This is a genomic window from uncultured Muribaculum sp., from assembly GCF_910583865.1.
In the GTDB taxonomy this organism is placed as follows: domain Bacteria; phylum Bacteroidota; class Bacteroidia; order Bacteroidales; family Muribaculaceae; genus Muribaculum.
Window position 1 is genome coordinate 32,228 of the sequence record NZ_CAJTYX010000020.1, and the last position, 18,984, is coordinate 51,211.

Genomic DNA, 18,984 nt, shown 5'->3' on the forward strand with positions numbered 1-18,984 from the left:
TCGGTTGTCAGTTGTTGGTTTCCATTTCATCGAGGAGCGAGTCGACGAGCTTGGTCTGCGCCTTGCGGTCGGCCATCTGTCCGCGCACTACCTTGGTGGCGATGTCGAGGGCGAAGGAGCTTACCTCGTCGCGGAACAGCTGGCGGGCTTCCTTCCTCTCCTGCTCGATCGACACCTTTGCGGCGTCCATCACCTTCTGTGCCTCCTTGGAGGCGGCTGTACGGGCTTCCTCGATTATCTCGGTTTTCATGCGGTCGGCCTCGCGGAGTATCTCGGCCTGCTGCTTGCGGGCTTCGTCTATATACTTTGCGGCCTCCTGGCGGGCGTTGTCAAGCTGCTCTTTGGCACTCTGCGCATACTCCACACCCTTGTCGATGAGGTCGGCGCGGTCGTCGATGCTCTTCATGATGGCAGGCCAGCCCCACTTCCACAATACGAAGAAGAGGATGGCGAATGCCACGAACATCCAGAATACCAGGCCGAATTCAGGCGTGAACAGTTCCATGGGAGATGCTGCTGATTAGAGGAAGAATGCCAGCACGCAGACGATGACAGCGAAAAGAGCCACACCCTCGATAAGGGCGGCGATGACGATCATGTTGCTTCGGATATCGCCGGTGGCCTCGGGCTGACGGGCGATAGCTTCCATGGCAGCACCGCCGATCTTGCCGATGCCGATACCTGCGCCGATTGCCGCGATGGCTGCGCCAAGACATGCTCCGATACCCTTGAGACCTGCGTCGATTGCTGCGATGATTAATGCTGATAACATAATTGTGTAGGTTTTATGAGTTAATATTTTTTTGTTTACTGATTCGCTATGAGGAGATTACCTTGTGGCCCGGTCGGCTTTGGCCGCCACCTGCGCGGGCTGCGGACGGGCATCGGCGGCATCATTCTTGGAGTGGTGGCCTTCTTCCTGCGCCAGCCCGATGAACACGGTAGAGAGCATCGTGAACACATAGGCCTGGATGAAGCTCACAAGCACGTCGATCAGGAGCATGAACACCGAGAAGATCAGCGACACCACGAGCGTGCCTCCCGCGGCGGCAGCTCCGAGAGCGCCGAGGATGAAAATGAGCAGGGTGAGCACGATGACTATGATGTGGCCGCCCATCATGTTGGCGAACAGACGCACGGTGAGGGCCGCAGGCTTGGTGAACACTCCGAACAGCTCGATAACGGGCATGATGGGGAGGGGGAACTTGAGCCATAGGGGCACATCGGGCCAGAACACCTCTTTCCAGTAGTGCTTGGTGCCGAAGATGTTGACGATGAGGAACGTGATCAGCGACAGCACGAGCGTCACGGCGATGTTGCCGGTGATGTTGGCACCGCCGGGGAAAATCACCATCAGGCCAAGGAGGTTGGCCACGAGGATGAAGAAGAACACCGTCAGCAGGTATGGACCGAACTTGCGGCTCTTCTCGCCCAAAGTGGGCTTGATCACGCCGTAGTAAATAAACTGTATCAGGGCCTCGATGGCGCCGGTGGTGCGGCGCGGGGCTGTATAGCCCTTCTTGCGGTACCAGGCGGCCACGTCGAGCACCATCCACATCACCAGCAGGCAGGCGATGAATATGGCGCATACATTCTTGGTGATGGATAGGTCGAGCGGGCGATATTCGGCCATCACTGTCTGGCCGTCGACCGTCTCGGGACGCATCCCCACGATCTTGTTGTGCCATTTGCTGTCATGGCCTCCGAGGCGGAAGGTCATCTCGACGCCGTCGCTGTCGGTCACGGTGTAGCTGTCGCCGTGGCTTATTCGCGACGAGCTGAAGCAATGCCAGTCGCCCTGATAGTCGCGCACGATTACCGGCAGCGGAATGCGCACGTGGTGGTTGAACGGCACTTCCCAGCCGTAGCCGTCGCCAAGGTGCTCGAAGATGATCTCCTTAGGGTTGATCTTCTTCTCCTCCGAGCGGCTCTCGGCCTCTTCCGCCTGGGCTTCCGCACGCACCTCGGCCTCGTCGGCTGTCAGCGACAGCGGGGCGGGGAGCAGCACGGCCAGCAGGAGGGCAATTAGCAGGATGGTTCGTTTCATATCAATAGATGCATACAGATATCACGTTGTTGTCGACATCGACGATGCCTCCGGCCACGTCGATGCGCCCCTCATGTCCCTCGTGGTCGTAGACCACCGGACCCGGCACAAGCGTGGAGATCAGCGAGGCGTGGCCCGGGAGCACCATGAACGTGCCTTCCGCGCCCGGCAGCGACACCTTACCCACTTCGCCCTCGAAGAGGACATCCTGTGCGGAGATTACTTTGAGCACCATATCTGCATGTATTGTTTAGTTGCCTTACAATAGGGTTGACTTACTTCACTTCGGCGAGCATCTTCTTGCCCTTGGCGATAGCCTCGTCGATTGTGCCGACGTTGAGGAACGCCTGCTCGGGATATTCGTCCATCTCGCCGCTGAGGATCATCTTGAAACCTCGGATGGTCTCGCTCAGGGGCACCATGACGCCCGGCAGGCCGGTGAACTGCTCGGCAACGAAGAACGGCTGCGAGAGGAAACGCTGCGCGCGGCGTGCGCGTGCCACCACCAGCTTGTCCTCGTCCGACAGCTCGTCGACGCCGAGGATGGCGATGATGTCCTGAAGCTCGTTGTACTTCTGCAGCAGCTGCTTCACGGCCTGGGCGGTGTTGTAGTGGTCCTCGCCGATGATGTGGGGGTCGAGGATTCGCGATGTGGACTCCAGCGGGTCGACGGCAGGGTAGATGCCAAGCTCGGAAATCTTACGCGAGAGCACCGTGGTGGCGTCGAGGAAGCTGAAGGTGGTGGCGGGAGCCGGGTCGGTAAGGTCGTCGGCGGGCACGTAGATGGCCTGCACCGATGTGATCGAGCCCTGCTTGGTGGAGGTGATTCGCTCCTGGAGCGCACCCATCTCCGAGGCAAGCGTGGGCTGGTAGCCTACCGCCGATGGCATGCGGCCGAGAAGGGCCGACACCTCCGAACCCGCCTGGGTGAATCGGAATATGTTGTCGATGAAGAGGAGGATGTCCTTACCGCCACCATCCTGGTCGCGGAACTGCTCCGCCACGGTCAGACCGGTGAGGGCCACGCGCAGACGTGCGCCCGGCGGCTCGTTCATCTGGCCGAACACTAGCGCGGCCTGCGAGTCGGCCACCTGCTTCATGTCGACGTCGGCGAGATTCCACTCGCCCTTCTCCATACCTTTCTGGAATTTCTCGCCATATTTCATGACGCCGCTCTCGATCATCTCGCGCAACAGGTCGTTGCCCTCGCGGGTACGCTCGCCCACGCCGGTAAACACGGAGAATCCGTTGTGTCCCTTGGCGATGTTGTTGATAAGCTCCATGATGAGCACGGTCTTGCCCACGCCGGCACCGCCGAAGAGGCCGATCTTGCCACCCTTGGAGTAGGGTTCGAGAAGGTCGATCACCTTGATGCCGGTGTAGAGGATCTCGGTGCCTATGGTGAGGTCGTCGAACGCGGGCGCCGGCTGGTGGATGGGTCGCAACGAGTCGCGGTCAAGTTCGGGCAGGTGGTCGATGGCGTCGCCGAGCACGTTGAGCAGGCGTCCTTTCACCTGGTCGCCGGTAGGCACGGCGATGGGTCGTCCGAGGTTCTCCACGCGCACTCCGCGCTGCAAGCCGTCGGTGCTTTCCATGGCCACGCATCTCACGGTGTCCTCGCCGATGTGTTGCTCTACTTCGAGGATGAGGGCGGTGCCGTCATCCTTGGGGACACGCAGAGCCGTGTAGATAGGAGGGATGAGATTGTCGTCTCCTTCGAAGGTGACGTCGACCACAGGGCCGATCACCTGAGCTACTGTTCCGAATTTATCGCTCATTGCTGTTATATGACGTTGAGGGAGGTTGTTAAAATCAATTTATGCGGTTGTGGATCAGAAATGGAGTCCGTAGCACACCACGAGTACCATCAACACGAGGTTGACGAGGTTGATCGGGAGCAGGTACTTCCACTCGAGTGCGAGGAGCTGGTCGATGCGCAGGCGCGGGAACGTCCATTTGAACCATATGATAATGAACGAGATTATGATCGCCTTCGCGATGAACCATATGGTCGACGGTATCCAGTCCATCACTCCGTTGAAGGCATCCCATCCGGGGATGTGCAACGGTGCCCAGCCTCCGAAGAAGAGGAGCGCCGCCACGCCGGAGACGATGAAGAGATTGAGGTACTCGGCCAGGTAGAAGAAGCCGAAGTGGATACCGGAGTACTCCGTGTGGTAGCCTGCCGTAAGCTCGCTCTCGGCCTCGGGGAGGTCAAACGGGCCACGGTTGGTCTCCGCGGTGCCGGCGATTATGAATATCACGAAAGCGATGATGGCGGGAAGATGGCCCGAGAAGATGAACCACATGCCCTCGCTCTGCATCCGGCACATCTCGGAAATCGACATCGTGCCGGCGAAAGCGACCATTGTAATAACCGACAGGCCGAGCGAAAGTTCGTAGCTCACCATCTGCGCGCCCGAACGGAGAGCACCGATGAGGGTGAACTTGTTGTTGGACGACCACCCGGCAAGCAGTATGCCCAGCACGCCTATCGAGCTGACAGCCAACAGGAAGAAGATGCCGATATTGAAGTCGACAATCTGCACTCCGCTGCCCCACGGGAGCATCGAGAAGCATAGCATCGAGGCCAGGATGACCAGATAGGGGGCCAGGGCGAAGAGGAACTTGTCGATATGGTTGAGCGAGATAAGCTCCTTGATAAGGATCTTGAACATGTCGGCCACCGACTGCAGCACGCCCCATGGGCCTACGCGGTTGGGGCCGCGGCGGCACTGGAATGCGGCGCACACCTTGCGCTCGAAATAGATGTAGAAAAGTGCGAGCACCGAATAGGCCAGAAGGAGCAGCACGCCGATGAGCACACACTCAATGGTCACGGCCACCCAGGGTGCGCACCATGAAAGAAGCCACTGATCGAGCCACTCGGCTCCGTGAGATAGTTCTAACATATATCTTGTTGTTCTTTGTATTCTTCTTTACTTGAACTGATTACAGTATGCAGCTGAATGGACACGACCGTCTATGTCAACGGTCGATGTCGGGCACCACATAGTCGAAAGTACCGCCGATGGTGATGAGGTCGGCGATCTTACCTCCCTCCGCGGCGTGGGGCACTATGCCGGCGAGGTTCATGCAGGGCGAATTGAACTTCACGCGCCAGGGCTTCTGGTCGCCATGGCTCTCGATATAGACGCCGAACGCGCCTCGGCTCGCCTCCACCTGCTGGAACCAGTGTCCTTCGGGGAGCTTGATCACCTTGGGCACTTTCGCGCAGATATCGCCTTCGGGGATGTTGTCGACAAGCTGCTCAAGGATGCGGCAGCTCTGCTTGATCTCCTCGACACGCACGAGATAGCGTGCCATGGAATCGCCCTCGGGTAGGGTTATCTCGTCGAAGTCGAGTTCGGAATAGATGCCGTAGGGAGCGGTCTTGCGCACGTCGCACGCCCACCCTGACGCACGTCCCACAGGGCCTGTGGCTCCGTAGCTGATCACATCCTCCTTCGAGAGGACACCCACGCCGTCCATACGGTTGTGGGCTATGACGTTGCCTGTGAATATGGTGTCGTATTCCTTGATGGCCTTGGGCATAACTTCGAGGAGCGCCTTCACGTCAGCGACGAAGTCCTTGTCGAGATCTTCGAGCACACCGCCGATGCAGTGGTAGTTGAAGGTCATGCGCGCGCCGCAGGTCTTTTCAAAGATGTCGAGTATGCGCTCGCGTTCGCGCAGAGTGTAGAAGAGCATCGTTGTGGCTCCGAGGTCCATGCAGAACGTGCCCATGAAGAGAAGGTGCGAGCTGATACGCATCAACTCGTCCATCATCACGCGGATCACTTCGGCGCGGCGGGGCACTTCGAGGCCCATGGCCTTCTCGATGCAGAGGCAGAGGCAATGACGGTTCTGCTGAGCCGACAGGTAGTCGAGACGGTCGGTGAAGTGGAGGGTCTGCATGTAGCCGAGCCCCTCGCAGAGCTTCTCGATTCCACGGTGTATATAGCCGAGATAGAGGTCGATTTTCTTGATGGTCTCGCCGTCGACCGCAGTGCGGAAGCGGAGCACGCCGTGGGTGGCGGGATGCTGCGGGCCGATGTTGACCACGAAGTCCTCGGGAGCGAACACGGTACGCTTCTCCTTGACAACCGAGCCGTCGGGCTTCTCCACATAAGTATATGTGACGTCGTCGACAGCCTCATGGTCGAGCCTCACGGGATTGACCTCGGGGGAGTCGTCGTAGTCCTTGCGCAGGGGATAGCCCACCCAGTCGTTGCGCAGGAACAGGCGGCGCATGTCGGGGTGGTTGATGAAGATGATGCCGAAATAGTCGTAGACCTCACGCTCGTAGAGGTTTGCCACGTGCCACAAATCGCTGATGGAGTGCAGCATGGGCTTCTCGCGGTTATCGGTGGCCACGCGTACCGACACGTGGTGGCCGAGGTGCGTCGAGGTGAAGTAGTACATTACGCCGAGAGTCTCGGTCCAGTCCATACCCACGAGGGCCACGAGGTAGTCGAAGTCGAGTTCGGGATCCTCCTTGAGGGTCTTGGCGAGCGAGTGCCACTTGGCATCGGGAATGTTCACCAACAGCCATTCTCCCTCTTCGAATGTAGCTTCGGGGAAGAGCCGGGCGATGTGTTCCTGAACGTTTGCCATATCTTTGTGATGATGATTGGTGCTTGTTAAAATACTGGGTTATCGTGGGGTCGCTATCATTTCGACATACCCTCTTCCTGCTCTACGCCCTCCTTTACGAGAGCGGCAGCGGCATCGCGTGCGGCGAGGAATTCCGAGCGTTTCTGCTGACGGTTGACACCGCCGAAGAATTTCTCCACCTTGATTTTGCGGGAAAGCTGCATGATGCCGTAGATCATGGCCTCCGGACGTGGAGGACAGCCGGGGACGTAGACATCCACGGGAATCACGTCGCCCACGCCCTTAACCACGTGGTAGCTGTTCTTGAACGGGCCGCCGGATATGGCGCATCCGCCACATGCGATCACATATTTAGGTTCGGCGAGCTGGTCGTAGAGACGGCGCACCACGGGGGCCATACGGTGGACGATCGTGCCGGCCACCATCATGAAATCGGCCTGGCGGGGTGAGGCGCGTGCCACTTCCCAGCCGAAGCGCGCCATGTCGAAGCGCGCCGCTCCAAGCGCGATAAATTCTATACCGCAGCAACTGGTGGCGAAAGTGAGCGGCCAGATAGAGTTACTGCGCCCCCAGTTGATAAGCTTGTCAAGCGAGCCGACAACGACGTTGGTGCCGTTGGCGCGCAGCTCGCTGACGAGCGATTCTATATACTCATTGTCCTTGAAATCGGCATACGGCATGCCCTGTGCGGTTACTTCCATTCAAGCGCTCCTTTCCGCCAGGCATATACGAGGCCCAGCACTAAAATTCCGAAAAATACAGCGATGCAGAGGAGGCTGTCGGTGCCGAGAGCCCTCATGTTGACAGCCCACGGATAGAGGAACACGGTCTCCACGTCGAACATCAGGAAAAGGATCGCGTAGAGATAGTAGCCGATGTGGAACTGCGCCATACTCTCGCCTCGCGTAGGGATACCGCACTCGTAAGCCTCACCCTTCTGGGGATTGAAGCTGCGCGGCGAGATCAGCCCCGCCAACACGAGCGCAAGCGCCACGAGGGCAACACCTGTCAGGGCGCCCACCACGGCGAGAGTAGAGTTCTGAATACCAAAAATTAATGATACCATATGATGATTCAATATAAATCTGTTCTGTCGATGCCGCCGACATATATGGTGGACGGCATCCAAAGCACTGAGTTATAACAGAGAAGCCATTTAAGGTCAAGAATTCCGGGACAATACCCGAAATCTTTTGCAAATATAACAAAAGTTTTACAAACAAACCCTCCGGAGGCCTCCAAACTTGCCAAATAGGATGCCTATTAGTTAAAAATACTTAATTAATCAAGCCCCCTCCAGACACGTCAATCAAATGATTTCAAGCATATTGACATGTATCATTACACCAAACTTGCATCATATTCATTTGTATTTTACCAATACTTGCAATATATTTGCATCACGATACCTACAACACGATTCAATACGACATCTTAATCACATCAACACACACTCATATGAAAAAACGATTCAAATTCGACGAGAGCTGGCGGAAAGCGCTCAGTCTCATAGGCGACTTCTCCGGGATCATCGACCCTGAGATCTACCGTTACATGGAGGATGGCACCGAACCGAGAATCGGCGACCTGAATTACTATTTCGAGGGATTCCACATCGTATGGGGGCTGATCAAGGCACAGATCGACGCGCGTAAGGCACGCAACGCCCGTGCCCGCGAGCTGCGCCGCATGCGCCGCGAGGCAAAAGAGAAAGCCATAGCAGACGCCGCACGCCGCAAGGCCGAGGCTGAAGAGCGCCGTCGTCTGGCTCGCGAGGCCGAAGAGGCGCGCATCATAGCCGAAAGGAAAGCACGCAAGCGCGAGGCCCTGCTGCGCAGGGTAGCCGCGAAGCGCGATACCGTGCAGTCGGCAAAACGCAAACCGAAGCCCGTAAAGAAAGCGGGGAGACCGTGGCTACCGGTCTCCCCGCAGGGTAGTGGCATGGACAGTCCATGCCGTTGTCCAGATGAATCTGTTATTTGATTACATAATGTACGCGCGGAGACTCGGCGTATTCGCCCTCTTTGGCCACGTTGAATGATATTGTCACCGTGTGCTTGCCGGGAGCGCCTTCGAAGCTGCTGTTCGGGCCGTCCCATACGAGAGCATCGAGCGGGCCGCCGAGGGAGAACGCCCAATTGTTGTTGAGCTTCGGTTGAATACCGCGTAACTTGAACTCGCCTGTCGACTTGAAGTCAATCTCGGCAGAGAATTCGGCACATGCCGCATTTGCCGCATCTACCGGAGCAAGCTTCTGCACGTCGCCGTCGTCCCAGCCGCCGATGGCCGTGCCGATCAGCTCGAAATGCTCGATCGGAGTGGCCGTGACAACGCCGGAAGTGATATTGAACACCCATGCATATATTCCGTCGGGGAGACCCACGATATTGCCTCCGTCACCGCCGGTGCCCACTGTGCCTGTGTATGCCCCATTGGCATCAGGGCCGTCGAACTTGAAGTTGGCGAACTCCGTGCCGTCCCATGTAGGTATGTTGCTCATCTTCGCGCCCCATCCCTTGAAAGGAACGAAACCTCCGTAGGTCACATAGTCCTTGGTGGTGAGCACGGCGGGAGTAGAGTTGCCGCCCTGGGCGTCGCCGAGCACATAAAGCACGTCGTAAGCTATCTTGACCTCATAGGTGGGTACAAGGGCCGTATAGTCGGCATTGTGCGCGGTCATATCGACAGTGAACATATAGGGCACGGGCTTGTCACCCTCTACAGCCACCTTGCCTGCCTCTCCACCGAGAAGGAGCTTGCCCTCATCGGAGGAAGAAGGGCCGAAGCACATCGCTGCCACAGGATTGTCGACCATGGAGCCTGGGACTATCTTCCAGTCGAACGTGCCCACGGGAAGTTCGGCGACAGCCGAGAATGTGCCGTTTTCATATGGAGCCTTGTCACCGTTGCTCATCTTGTACTTCTGCGAGGGGTCGGTGGGGTTGACCACCCAGTATGAATTCTCGGGGGTATAGGCATACTGCACAGGCTTCACCGTGACCGTACCTGTAGTGCCTACCGTACCGAGAAGAGCCGAAGTCTGGTCCTTGACGGAATAGGCGTCGAAACGCAGGGCAACGGTGCGCGGTGTGTCATCAGTGCCGTAGAGCGAGTGGAAGCCGAGGTTGAGGGCCTTCGCCGACAGGCCGAGGGTCTGGAGCGCCCCACCCTGCGGGTCGAGCACCGTAAGGATGGTGTCGCGGCGTGCGGCGGGGTCGGAGAGTTCGGCCTCGGTCTTTGCCATGATCATCTGCACCTTAACCTCGTAGCCCGCAGGCTGCGGGTCGATCTTGGTGAGGTTGAGCAGCGGCATCATCTTGTCTATGTCGGCGCTCTCGGCGTTGATGTCGACCGTTGTGCCCGGGGCGTATATGTCGATGCCGGCGACAGAATTGGCGGGTAGCACGTCGGGCTGCGGAATCACCTGCGGCTCGCCGGTGTATTCGTCGTCGGAGCAGGCGGCCATGCCCAGGGCGAGCGCCCCGAGCAGCCATAGTCTGTTATAATGGAGTTTCATGAATGATTCTCTATTTAATATAATTATAAATTATGTGTCAGTCACTCGGCTTCGGGGCCTGATACGATTTCGAACTCCGCGGTCTTTGCACCCAGGTCGACAGTCATCTTCACCCAGCCGCCGGTCCATCCGGCCACGTAGAACTTGCCCTTGCCTTTAGGCTGGATCGCGCCAGAGTACTTGTCGTCCTTGAACTCGATGGGCACCTGCTCGTCATTTGCCGAGGGACCCCAGGAGTCTCCGTTGTCCCATCCGGTGAGCGCGCTGTAGAAGCGGAACTCGAACTGGTCGGCGGGAATGTCAAACGTGCCGTGGTACACCTTCGAGTCGATAGCATCCTTGTTCTCATAAAGCGTCCAGGGAGCGAGTACCCCTGCATTCGCCTCATCGGGAGCTGTCCATCCGGAAGGTGCCCCTATCAGGTAGATTGCACCCGGCTGGCGTACGGTGGGATATCCGACCACACCGGCAAGAGTGACCACGTTGGAGAGAATGGAGTATTTGTCGTAGGTGCCGGGGTTGGCTGTCGAGAGGAACGAGAGCACGCGGCAGTAGAGCGGACCGTTGTAGACCTTGTCCTCACGACCCTTGTACTGCTCGATATCGTCGTAGCCGAACATGTTGGAGAGCCCGTCGGCGATATCCTTGGCCTTGACGGCGAACGAAGCCGTGTTGGCGGGATTGGGGAGCTGATAGAAGGCCTTCTCGGCATTACTGTTGTAGACGAGGTCGGAAATCTGTGCGCCCATCTGCGAGGGTAACTTCTCGAACGAGGGGTCGAGCGAGATCTGCAGCGCGTAGGAGGGCACGAGAGCCACGCCGTAGTCGGGCTGCGACAGGGTGAAGTCGACATTCCCGGCGGTCTCGAGCACGATGGTCTGGTTGGCCATCACGGGGATGTTGAGGAAGTCGTGGTTGACGGGATAGGTGGCCTTGGGTTCGGTGTCGTCGGAGCAGGCGGTGAAGGCCAGGGCGACGGCAGCGAGGGCAAGGTATGATGATATCTTTTTCATGATTTTCATTTGCTATTTATGTTGATTAGCATACACACGCATTAGTATCCGGGATTCTGGCCGACGGTCGACACATACTGTGTGGGGATGGCGTAGAGCTGACGGTCGGCGGAGATCGTGCCTACCCCGTTCTCCACACCACCCTTCCACGACCAGTTCTTGGTTGTGAACTTGCCGAAGCGGATAAGGTCGGAGCGGCGGTGTCCCTCCCAGTACAGCTCACGCATGCGCTCGTCGAGAAGGTTGTCGGCGGTGAGGGCTATGGGCTGCAGGCCGGCGCGTGCACGCACGCGGTCGAAATAGCTCTGTCCGTTGCAGCTCACCCCCTTGAGCTGGCACTCGGCAAGCATCAGGAATGTATCGGCGAGGCGGAAGAGCGGGAAGTCGGCGGAGTTGAATGTATTGACCTTCACAGAGCCGTCGGTATTGTAGTAGTTCTCCTCGGGAGTGTAGACATACTTGATGCACATCAGGCCGGAACCGCCGGGCATGCCCCAGTCGCCGATTTCGTGGAGGTCATTGCTGAGGCCGTCGGTCCAGAATAGGAAGCGGGCATCGTCGGAAGCGACGGTGCGGCCAAGCTCCGGACGCACGCGCGGGCCGCCCCACCCTGTACCGTCTATGCCGAGACGCTTCTGGAGGTTGGCGTCGATGTTGGCGTTGTAGGCGCCCATGCCGAGATAGGTAGTGCCTCCGTAGCTCTGGGTGTAGGAGTTGTCCTGCGGAACGGCCCAGATAATCTCACCGCCGCGTGCATAGCGGTCGTTGGTGGCGCAGAAGAGGTACTTGTATTCCTTGCCGTCGTTGTTCTCGCCCACGAGGGTGTTGACGGTCTTTAGGATTTCCTGGCATGCGGCCGCACACTTGTCGTACATAGGAGTGCCGGTGTAGACCTCGGCGTTGAGGTAGAGCTTCGCGAGGAGCATCAAGGCGCCTTCACGCCCAACACGGCCGTAGACCTGGTCGGCAGCCTTGGGGATGCCGCCGTTGATGGCGTCCTCAAGATCGGCCACGACCTTGGGGAACATCTGGGCGCGCGTTTCGGTGGGAGGTGTCTCCGACACCGTCGAATTCTCGGTTGCCCACGGGCCACGTCCGAAGCAGTCCATCATATGGTAGTAGGCGAGGGCGCGGAGCACGCGGGCCTCACGCTTCATCTGCGCGATCTCGTCGGCACTGATGGGATTGGTAACCTCGGCAGCCTTGTCGATGGTGCGGAGGAACTCGTTGCATATGGCTATCTCGAAGGTGAAACGCGACATTGCCTCGTAGAGCCAGTGGTTGTCGGGGCTCCAAGTGGCGTAGTCGAGTTCGTCGAGACCGGCGTCGTTCCAGTTCTTGCCAATGAAGGCCTCGTCGGTACACAGCTCCTGGAGGTTCCAGAGCTGGCGGGTGTAGACTCCCGCGCCGCCGTCGTCGACGGTGATGTCGGAATTGTTGTTCACACCGGCGATAGTGAGGCCGGCATAGAGGTTGGCGAACGCGCCGTAATATTCAAGGCCCGTGGTGAGATCGGTGCGCTTGCTGGGGTCCTTCGGCGTGATGTCGAGGTCGCCGGTGCAGGAAGATGCCCCGACAGCCATGGCGGCACATGCGAGAAGAGTATATTTCAGGTTGTTGACTTTCATGATTATATAGCCGTTAAGTGGTTAGAAATTAGCGACTACGCCGAACGAAACGGTGATAGGACGCGGGTAGACGTTGCGGTCGATGCCGTCGAACACCTCGGGGTCAAGACCATTGTACTTGGTGATGACGAAGGGGTTCTGAACTGCACCGTAGAGGCGCAGGCGCAGCATGTCGTTGAGCAGCTTGGGCCATGTGTAGCCCACAGTGATGTTGTCGCAGCGGAGGAAGGAAGCGTTGCGCACGAAATAGTCGCTCTGCACACCCTTCACACCGAGGTCGTTGAAGAGAAAGCGGTCGGCCATGAGGTTGCTCAGCGGCGACGAGGCGGTCGATGACTTGCTGACGTTGCCTGCCTCAAAGTCGTTGTAGACCCAGTTGCCGAGGTTGGCGCGGAGCACGATGCCGAAGTCCCAGTTCTTGTAGTTGACGGTGTTGCTCCAGGTCATCACCACCTTCGGGTCGCGGCTATGGTAGATGTACTTGTCGGCCTCGGTGATCTGTCCGTCACCGTTGCGGTCGACATACTGCCCCTCGATGGGGTCGCCGTTCTGGTCGTAGACCTGCTGGTAGACATAGAAGCTATAGGCCGGATGTCCTACCTGATGGGCCTGGATAGTGCCTCCCGTACCTGCGGAGATGCTTCCGGTGGGGATGAAGAAGTCGGGATCGTCGCCGGCGGTGAGCTTGGTGATCTTGTTGCGGTTCCAGGCTATGTTGAAGTCGGAGGTCCAGGTGAGATCACGTGTCACGACAGGACGTGTGGAGATGTTGAACTCGATACCGGTGTTCTCAAGGTCGCCGATGTTCATGTTGAGCGCGTTGGTGAGGTTGGAAAGCGCCGGAACGGTGGTGTGCGTCAACAGGTCCTTTGTCTTGCGCTTGTAGAAGTCGAGGCTGCCGTTGATGCGGTTGTTGAGGAAGCCGAAATCCACGCCGACATTCCAGGTGGCGGTCTCCTCCCATTTGATGGAGGGGTTGAATCCGTTGGGCTTGATGACGTTGATGAATCCGTACTGCGATCCGTAGTGGTCGCGGAGCGACTCGGGTATGGGGTTGGGATATGCGGTGGTGTTAGGCTCGGGGTTGCCGTTGTTGCCCACCACGTAGATCGGCAGGTAGGGGAAGAGGTCGTCGCCGAGATCCTGCTGGCCGGTGATACCGTAGCCGGCGCGGATCTTGAGGTCGGAGAGCACGGGACGGAGCGATGACATGAAATCCTCGTCGATGATGCGCCATGCGAGGGCTACCGAGGGGAATGTGCCCCAGCGATGGTCCTTGGAGAAGCGCGATGTGCCGTCGCGGCGGACGGTGACGGTGAGGAGGTATTTGTCCATGAACGTGTAGTTCAGACGTCCGAAGAAGCTGACGAGGGCGAGGTCGTTGCGGTAGCGTCCGCCGGGATAGCCCTGGAAGCCTGCATAGTCGCCGGAGTTGATGCGGGTGTAGTCGTTGCCCTGGCGGCGGAACTTCTGCCAGGAGTAGCCTGCGGTGACATCGATGTTGGAGTAAATTTTGTCGAACTCCTTCTTATAGTTGAGATAGAAGTCGAGAAGGAGGTTGACCTTCACCTGATGCTCGTGGTAGGTACGTCCCTGTCCGTCGCGTGTCGACTTGATGAAATAACCGTCGGGAAGATTGCCTGTCTGGCCGGCAGGGATGAGGGTTTCTACTCCGTTGATATTCACGTATGGGAGGTCGGAACCGTTCTTCCACGACTGGGGGGAGTAGGCGTTGTAGACGTTGTCGACGTTTGAGCGCGAGATGTCGTATCCGAGGTTGAGGTTGGCGTGGAGGTCGGGAAGCCATGGGAGTGCACCGTCGATCTGGAGGTTGCCTATCGACTGCCATACTTTCGACGAAGAGTCATACTCCTTGTAGAGCGACACGGGGTTGAGGGCCTTCAGGGTATTGATGGCCGAGCCTTTTGTGTCCGGACCGGCGGTGGAGGTGCCGGCATAGGTGGTGTAGTTGAGGAATATGTTGCCGTCGGGAGCGTAGACGGGGAGCGTCGGGTTGAAGCTGACGGCACTTCCGAGCAGCGAGTCATCGTTGAAGCGGTTGTTGATGTAGGCGCCGCGGAGGTTGGCGTTGACTGAGAGGAGTCCGTTGAAGAACTTCGGCGAGAGGTTGAGTCCGAAAGTGGCACGGTCCATCTTGGTGGTCTCGATGATACCGTTGTTGTTGGTGTAGCTCACCGACACGCGGTAAGGGAGCACGCCGTAGGTGCCTCCCACGCTGAGGTTGTAGTCGGAGCTGACGGATGTGCGGAGCACCTCTTTCTGCCAGTCGGTTGAAGCTGTGCCGAGGGCTGCGGCCTGGGAAGTGCCTTCGCCGTATTCGTTGATGATGAAGCGGCGGAACTGGTCGCCGGTCATCATGTCGACATAGTTACGCGGGGTGTTGATGTACATGTTGGCAGCGAAGCTGACAGTCGGCTTCCCGGAAGCACCTTTCTTGGTGGTGATTATGATGACACCGTTTGATGCGCGGCTACCGAAGATGGCGGTTGCCGATGCGTCCTTGAGGATGGTCATCGACTCGATGCTCTCGGGATTGACGAGCGACATGGGGTTGGACGATCCTTTGGTGCCCTGTGTGTCCATAGGCACGCCGTCGATCACGATAAGAGGCTCATTGGATGCCGACAACGAGGCACCTCCACGAATCTGGATGTTGGCCTTTCCTTCCGGGCCGCCACCGGTGGTGACAACCACGCCGGGCGAACGTCCGACGAGCATGTCCTGTGCGGAAGTGGCGAGACCAGCCTGCACCTCGTCGGGCTTGATGGCCGATACGGCACCGGTGGCGTCGCTCTTCTTGACAGTACCATAGCCGATGGCCACTACCTCGTTGAGGACTACCGAGTTTTCCTGCATCACGACATCGACCGTGGTGCGTCCGTTGACGGGAACGCTCTGCGTGTCGTAGCCTACGTAGGAGAATACCAGGGTAGCGTTGGCATCGACGTCGATATGGTAGACGCCGTCGAAGTCAGTGGCTGTACCCTGCTGAGTGCCTTTTGCCAGCACACTGGCCCCGATCAGAGGCTCTCCGGTCTTGTCAGTAACGGTACCTGTAACGGTAATCTTCTGTGCAAGAGCCGGGAAGGAAAGACACAAGACCATCATGACAACGATCCATGCCTTCCGATTCATCTGGAAACAAATGTTCTTCATGCAAGAGTTTTGTTTAAATAAATATAGAGTTATTAATACTTGGCTATAAGACTAAAATCATATTTCCATGCATCCACACGTGTGGATGCATGACGGGCATATGCCCGTGAAAAACGCGGCAAAGAGAAGAGACCGAGAGACTACATAACCCGCCACGGCACATACGAAAGCCGCGCGGAAAGTGTTAAAAAACTATCTTTGTTTAACTTAACTTGAAACTATCTTTAAACCCTTTCAAGCAGACTCGTCACGATAGTAACAAAGCCGTGTGAAAGTTCTTCCGCAAAAGTAGCGATTTAAGGAGTTTTTAGCTAAAAAAGATGCAAAAACGAGGCTCGTTTTGCATTATTTAACAATCCGGAGATGGAAATGGCTATTATATGAGTCAGACAAGTCTGACGCGTCCGACTTGTCTGACCGACCTGCACACCCGCGCTGTCAGTGGATCTGCAGGTCGGTGAGGACGGGGCGCCCGATGAGGGCGTTGATGTCATCGACGAGACGGCTTCGGCAGAAAGCAAGCTCCTGCTTTAGTGGAGCAGAGGAGATGTAGACATGGAGCACGCCCTTGTCGACATAACGACGCGAGGTGTAGCGGTTTATGACATGGCCGGCCACCTCGGGCCACAGGTAGGCGGCGCGCTGCTCGTCGACAGTTGCGGCGAGGCCTTCGTGGTTGAGGTATTCCTCGATGATTTCATTGACTGATTTGGGGTCGGTTCGCTTCATGAAGGGCTGGGAGGAGTAAGGAGGATAGGGAGATTAAGGAGATTAAAGAGATTAGAGAGATTAAGGAGGTCGGACGAGTCGGACTCGTCCGACCGGTCAGACCGGTCAGACGAGCTGTGCGGGCTGTCGGCTCAGAGCGGAGCGAAAGCTCCGGAATCGACATGCCACAGGGAGTAGTCGGAACCGGTGCGGCGCATTATCTCGTCGAGATGTGTGCGGTTGGTGTCGGTGATGAAAATCTGGCCGAAGCCGTCACCTGCGACAAGCTCCATGATGCGCTCCACACGGGCAGCGTCGAGCTTGTCGAATATGTCGTCGAGTAGCAGGAGAGGCCGCAGGGACATATTGTCGCGCAAGAACTCGTACTGGGCGAGGCGCAGCGCTATGGCATAGGTCTTGCACTGGCCCTGGGAGGCGGCGCGGCGCATAGGCATGCCGTCGATGAGCATCTCAAGGTCGTCGCGGTGAGGGCCTGTGGATGTGTGGCGGAGAGCCTCGTCGCGACGGCGTGAGGCATCGAGAAGCGACGTGAGCGTGGCTCCGGGAGCATTGAGCGCGCTATCGTAGCTCAGTGCCACATGCTCGGCGCCATCTCCGGCGATAGCCTCGTAGTAGCGGCTGAATATTGCTGTGAGCCGTTCGACCCATGATGAGCGCGCGGCGTGGATAGCTGTGGCGGCCATGTCCATCTGCAGCTCGACGGCGGCAAAGAGCGAACGGTCGGTCACGGCGTCGCGCAGCATGCGGTTGCGCTGGTCGAGAGCGCGCCCGTAGCGGATGAGTGCGTCGAGATAGAGCGGGTCGGTCTGCGAGATCACCATGTCCATCAGGCGGCGGCGCTCGTCGGAGGCCCCCCGGATGATGTCGACATCCTGCGGCGATGAGAGCACAAGGGGGAATGCTCCGATGTGGGCCGACAGGCGCTGGTATTCCTTTCCCTGGCGCTTGAGCGACTTGCGGCGTCCGGGAGTGATGCCGAGGGAAAGCTGCTCGTCGATGCCGTGGCGCAAGTAGACGGCGCGCACCATGGCGAAATCGTCGCCACGGCGTATCACCTGCGAGTCGGTCATCCCCGAGAAGCTTTTGCAGAAGCTCAGGAAGTAGATGGCGTCGAGCAAGTTGCTCTTGCCCATGCCATTGTTGCCGAGAAGGGCGTTGACGTTAGGGGAAAACTCCAGGCGTGCGTCGGCGATATTCTTGAAGCCGGTGATCTGTATCTCTTTAAGAGTCATAGACTGAAGCTTTTCTTGCGGCTACGACAGCCCGAGATCCTTTAGTAGCTGCGGACGCAGCCGGCGCGTACGCTCGATTGCCTGTTCGTGGCGCCACTCGTCGATGCGGGCCTGATGCCCTGATAGGAGTATGTCGGGCACATGCCAGCCGTTGTACTCGGCAGGGCGCGTGTAGATGGGCGGAGCAAGAAGGCCGTCCTGAAACGAATCGGAAAGGGCGCTCTGCTCGTCGCCGATGGCTCCGGGGATGAGTCGCACTATGGCGTCGGTGATGACCAGCGCGGGCATCTCGCCGCCTGTGAGCACGTAGTCGCCGATGGTAATCTCGCGTGTGACGAGGTGCTCGCGAATGCGTTGGTCGACACCCTTGTAGTGGCCGCAGAGGATTATTATGTTGTCGAGCATCGACATGGCGTTGGCCATGGGCTGGGTGAGCTGTTCGCCGTCGGGCGAGGTGAAAATTACCTCATCGTAGTCGCGCTCGGCCTTCAAGGCCGATATGGCCCGGTCGACAGGCTCGATCTGCATGACCATGCCGGCCTCGCCGCCGAAAGGATAGTCGTCGACCTTGCGGTAGCGGTTGGTGGTGTAGTCGCGCAGGTTGTGGACGTGTATCTCAACCAGCCCTTTGTCCTGCGCCCGTTTCAATATGGAGCACCCCAACGGTGACTCCAACATCTCAGGCAATACTGTTATTATATCTATGCGCATGGCTCTATTTTCCTGAATTCAACATTATTGTCATACTGCAAAGATACGAATAAGGGGGCGGCAAAACCAAATTTATTTGATCTTGCCATATCGATGAAAAACAGTATTAGCATGTTTGACGAAGGAGATAACTGAATAGTTAAGAAAATGCAGAATAGAGAGAATCAAGATTTTTTTTGGATTTTTCGACAAGAAAGGAGCAATAAATTTGAAAAAAGTTTTTGCGGCTGCGAGATATTTGCTTATCTTTGCAGTCGCAAAAGCCATCGGGGTGTAGCACAGTTGGCAGCGCGCCACGTTCGGGACGTGGAGG

The 18,984-nt window shown here is 57.8% G+C and carries 17 protein-coding genes; 1 reads left to right on the forward strand and 16 read right to left on the reverse strand.

Annotated elements, in window-relative coordinates:
- Positions 1 to 7 precede the first annotated feature (7 nt).
- The 9 genes from atpF to QZ303_RS06200 all read right to left on the reverse strand — a co-directional run bounded on the left by atpF (position 8) and on the right by QZ303_RS06200 (position 7,730).
- Positions 8 to 505: a F0F1 ATP synthase subunit B gene (atpF, locus tag QZ303_RS06160; protein WP_295730631.1), complete on the reverse strand. Its 498-nt coding sequence runs from the start codon at positions 503 to 505 to the stop codon at positions 8 to 10.
- Between the two features lie 15 nt (positions 506 to 520).
- Positions 521 to 775, reverse strand: coding sequence for an ATP synthase F0 subunit C (gene atpE / locus QZ303_RS06165; RefSeq protein WP_295730667.1), 255 nt, complete (start codon positions 773 to 775; stop codon positions 521 to 523).
- Between the two features lie 54 nt (positions 776 to 829).
- On the reverse strand, positions 830 to 2,047 hold the full coding sequence (gene atpB, locus QZ303_RS06170; RefSeq protein ID WP_295730633.1) for a F0F1 ATP synthase subunit A: 1,218 nt from the start codon (positions 2,045 to 2,047) through the stop codon (positions 830 to 832).
- Between the two features lies 1 nt (position 2,048).
- Positions 2,049 to 2,282, reverse strand: a complete 234-nt coding sequence (locus QZ303_RS06175) for a hypothetical protein (RefSeq protein ID WP_295730635.1) — start codon at positions 2,280 to 2,282, stop codon at positions 2,049 to 2,051.
- Positions 2,283 to 2,322: 40 nt separating this feature from the next.
- Positions 2,323 to 3,825 carry a F0F1 ATP synthase subunit beta gene (gene atpD / locus QZ303_RS06180; RefSeq protein ID WP_295730638.1) on the reverse strand — a complete coding sequence of 501 codons (1,503 nt, stop codon included), beginning with the start codon at positions 3,823 to 3,825 and terminating at the stop codon, positions 2,323 to 2,325.
- Positions 3,826 to 3,879: 54 nt separating this feature from the next.
- Positions 3,880 to 4,959, reverse strand: coding sequence for an NADH-quinone oxidoreductase subunit NuoH (gene nuoH, locus QZ303_RS06185; RefSeq protein ID WP_295730640.1), 1,080 nt, complete (start codon positions 4,957 to 4,959; stop codon positions 3,880 to 3,882).
- Between the two features lie 76 nt (positions 4,960 to 5,035).
- A complete protein-coding gene (locus tag QZ303_RS06190; RefSeq protein ID WP_295730642.1) occupies positions 5,036 to 6,664 on the reverse strand; it encodes an NADH-quinone oxidoreductase subunit C in 1,629 nt (542 codons plus the stop codon).
- A 56-nt stretch (positions 6,665 to 6,720) separates the two neighbouring features.
- Positions 6,721 to 7,365 carry an NADH-quinone oxidoreductase subunit B gene (locus QZ303_RS06195; protein ID WP_295730644.1) on the reverse strand — a complete coding sequence of 215 codons (645 nt, stop codon included), beginning with the start codon at positions 7,363 to 7,365 and terminating at the stop codon, positions 6,721 to 6,723.
- Entirely contained in the window at positions 7,356 to 7,730 is a 375-nt protein-coding gene (locus tag QZ303_RS06200) for an NADH-quinone oxidoreductase subunit A (protein ID WP_295730646.1), read from the reverse strand. Before QZ303_RS06200 ends, QZ303_RS06195 begins: the two co-directional genes overlap by 10 nt.
- A gap of 392 nt (positions 7,731 to 8,122) precedes the next feature.
- Between QZ303_RS06200 and QZ303_RS06205 the strand changes: the two genes are divergently transcribed.
- The gene (locus QZ303_RS06205; protein ID WP_295730649.1) at positions 8,123 to 8,647 is read left to right on the forward strand and encodes a hypothetical protein; all 525 of its coding nucleotides are present in this window, start codon (positions 8,123 to 8,125) and stop codon (positions 8,645 to 8,647) included.
- On the opposite strand, the gene QZ303_RS06210 is transcribed toward QZ303_RS06205, so the two are convergent.
- The 7 genes from QZ303_RS06210 to trmD all read right to left on the reverse strand — a co-directional run bounded on the left by QZ303_RS06210 (position 8,640) and on the right by trmD (position 18,671).
- Complete coding sequence (locus tag QZ303_RS06210) at positions 8,640 to 10,181, reverse strand: hypothetical protein (protein WP_295730651.1); 1,542 nt, start codon at positions 10,179 to 10,181, stop codon at positions 8,640 to 8,642. The two genes, QZ303_RS06205 and QZ303_RS06210, sit on opposite strands and share 8 nt — an antisense overlap.
- Before the next feature lie 41 nt (positions 10,182 to 10,222).
- On the reverse strand, positions 10,223 to 11,194 hold the full coding sequence (locus QZ303_RS06215) for a hypothetical protein (protein WP_295730653.1): 972 nt from the start codon (positions 11,192 to 11,194) through the stop codon (positions 10,223 to 10,225).
- A 41-nt stretch (positions 11,195 to 11,235) separates the two neighbouring features.
- A complete protein-coding gene (locus QZ303_RS06220) occupies positions 11,236 to 12,822 on the reverse strand; it encodes a RagB/SusD family nutrient uptake outer membrane protein (RefSeq protein ID WP_295730655.1) in 1,587 nt (528 codons plus the stop codon).
- A gap of 21 nt (positions 12,823 to 12,843) precedes the next feature.
- Complete coding sequence (locus QZ303_RS06225) at positions 12,844 to 15,999, reverse strand: TonB-dependent receptor (RefSeq protein ID WP_295730657.1); 3,156 nt, start codon at positions 15,997 to 15,999, stop codon at positions 12,844 to 12,846.
- A 438-nt stretch (positions 16,000 to 16,437) separates the two neighbouring features.
- Entirely contained in the window at positions 16,438 to 16,728 is a 291-nt protein-coding gene (locus tag QZ303_RS06230; RefSeq protein WP_295730659.1) for a DUF721 domain-containing protein, read from the reverse strand.
- A gap of 131 nt (positions 16,729 to 16,859) precedes the next feature.
- A complete protein-coding gene (locus QZ303_RS06235) occupies positions 16,860 to 17,960 on the reverse strand; it encodes a DNA replication/repair protein RecF (RefSeq protein WP_295730661.1) in 1,101 nt (366 codons plus the stop codon).
- 21 nt (positions 17,961 to 17,981) lie between these two features.
- Positions 17,982 to 18,671, reverse strand: a complete 690-nt coding sequence (gene trmD, locus QZ303_RS06240; RefSeq protein ID WP_295730664.1) for a tRNA (guanosine(37)-N1)-methyltransferase TrmD — start codon at positions 18,669 to 18,671, stop codon at positions 17,982 to 17,984.
- Positions 18,672 to 18,984 lie beyond the last annotated feature (313 nt).

What these genes read in the sequence shown, in the direction of transcription:
- atpF (WP_295730631.1), bottom strand. Translation starts at nt 505, where the DNA reads ATGGAACTGTTCACGCCTGAATTCGGCCTGGTATTCTGGATGTTCGTG.
- atpB (WP_295730633.1), bottom strand. Translation starts at nt 2,047, where the DNA reads ATGAAACGAACCATCCTGCTAATTGCCCTCCTGCTGGCCGTGCTGCTC.
- QZ303_RS06175 (WP_295730635.1), bottom strand. Translation starts at nt 2,282, where the DNA reads ATGGTGCTCAAAGTAATCTCCGCACAGGATGTCCTCTTCGAGGGCGAA.
- atpD (WP_295730638.1), bottom strand. Translation starts at nt 3,825, where the DNA reads ATGAGCGATAAATTCGGAACAGTAGCTCAGGTGATCGGCCCTGTGGTC.
- nuoH (WP_295730640.1), bottom strand. Translation starts at nt 4,959, where the DNA reads ATGTTAGAACTATCTCACGGAGCCGAGTGGCTCGATCAGTGGCTTCTT.
- QZ303_RS06190 (WP_295730642.1), bottom strand. Translation starts at nt 6,664, where the DNA reads ATGGCAAACGTTCAGGAACACATCGCCCGGCTCTTCCCCGAAGCTACA.
- QZ303_RS06195 (WP_295730644.1), bottom strand. Translation starts at nt 7,365, where the DNA reads ATGGAAGTAACCGCACAGGGCATGCCGTATGCCGATTTCAAGGACAAT.
- QZ303_RS06200 (WP_295730646.1), bottom strand. Translation starts at nt 7,730, where the DNA reads ATGGTATCATTAATTTTTGGTATTCAGAACTCTACTCTCGCCGTGGTG.
- QZ303_RS06205 (WP_295730649.1), top strand. Translation starts at nt 8,123, where the DNA reads ATGAAAAAACGATTCAAATTCGACGAGAGCTGGCGGAAAGCGCTCAGT.
- QZ303_RS06210 (WP_295730651.1), bottom strand. Translation starts at nt 10,181, where the DNA reads ATGAAACTCCATTATAACAGACTATGGCTGCTCGGGGCGCTCGCCCTG.
- QZ303_RS06215 (WP_295730653.1), bottom strand. Translation starts at nt 11,194, where the DNA reads ATGAAAAAGATATCATCATACCTTGCCCTCGCTGCCGTCGCCCTGGCC.
- QZ303_RS06220 (WP_295730655.1), bottom strand. Translation starts at nt 12,822, where the DNA reads ATGAAAGTCAACAACCTGAAATATACTCTTCTCGCATGTGCCGCCATG.
- QZ303_RS06225 (WP_295730657.1), bottom strand. Translation starts at nt 15,999, where the DNA reads ATGAAGAACATTTGTTTCCAGATGAATCGGAAGGCATGGATCGTTGTC.
- QZ303_RS06230 (WP_295730659.1), bottom strand. Translation starts at nt 16,728, where the DNA reads ATGAAGCGAACCGACCCCAAATCAGTCAATGAAATCATCGAGGAATAC.
- QZ303_RS06235 (WP_295730661.1), bottom strand. Translation starts at nt 17,960, where the DNA reads ATGACTCTTAAAGAGATACAGATCACCGGCTTCAAGAATATCGCCGAC.
- trmD (WP_295730664.1), bottom strand. Translation starts at nt 18,671, where the DNA reads ATGCGCATAGATATAATAACAGTATTGCCTGAGATGTTGGAGTCACCG.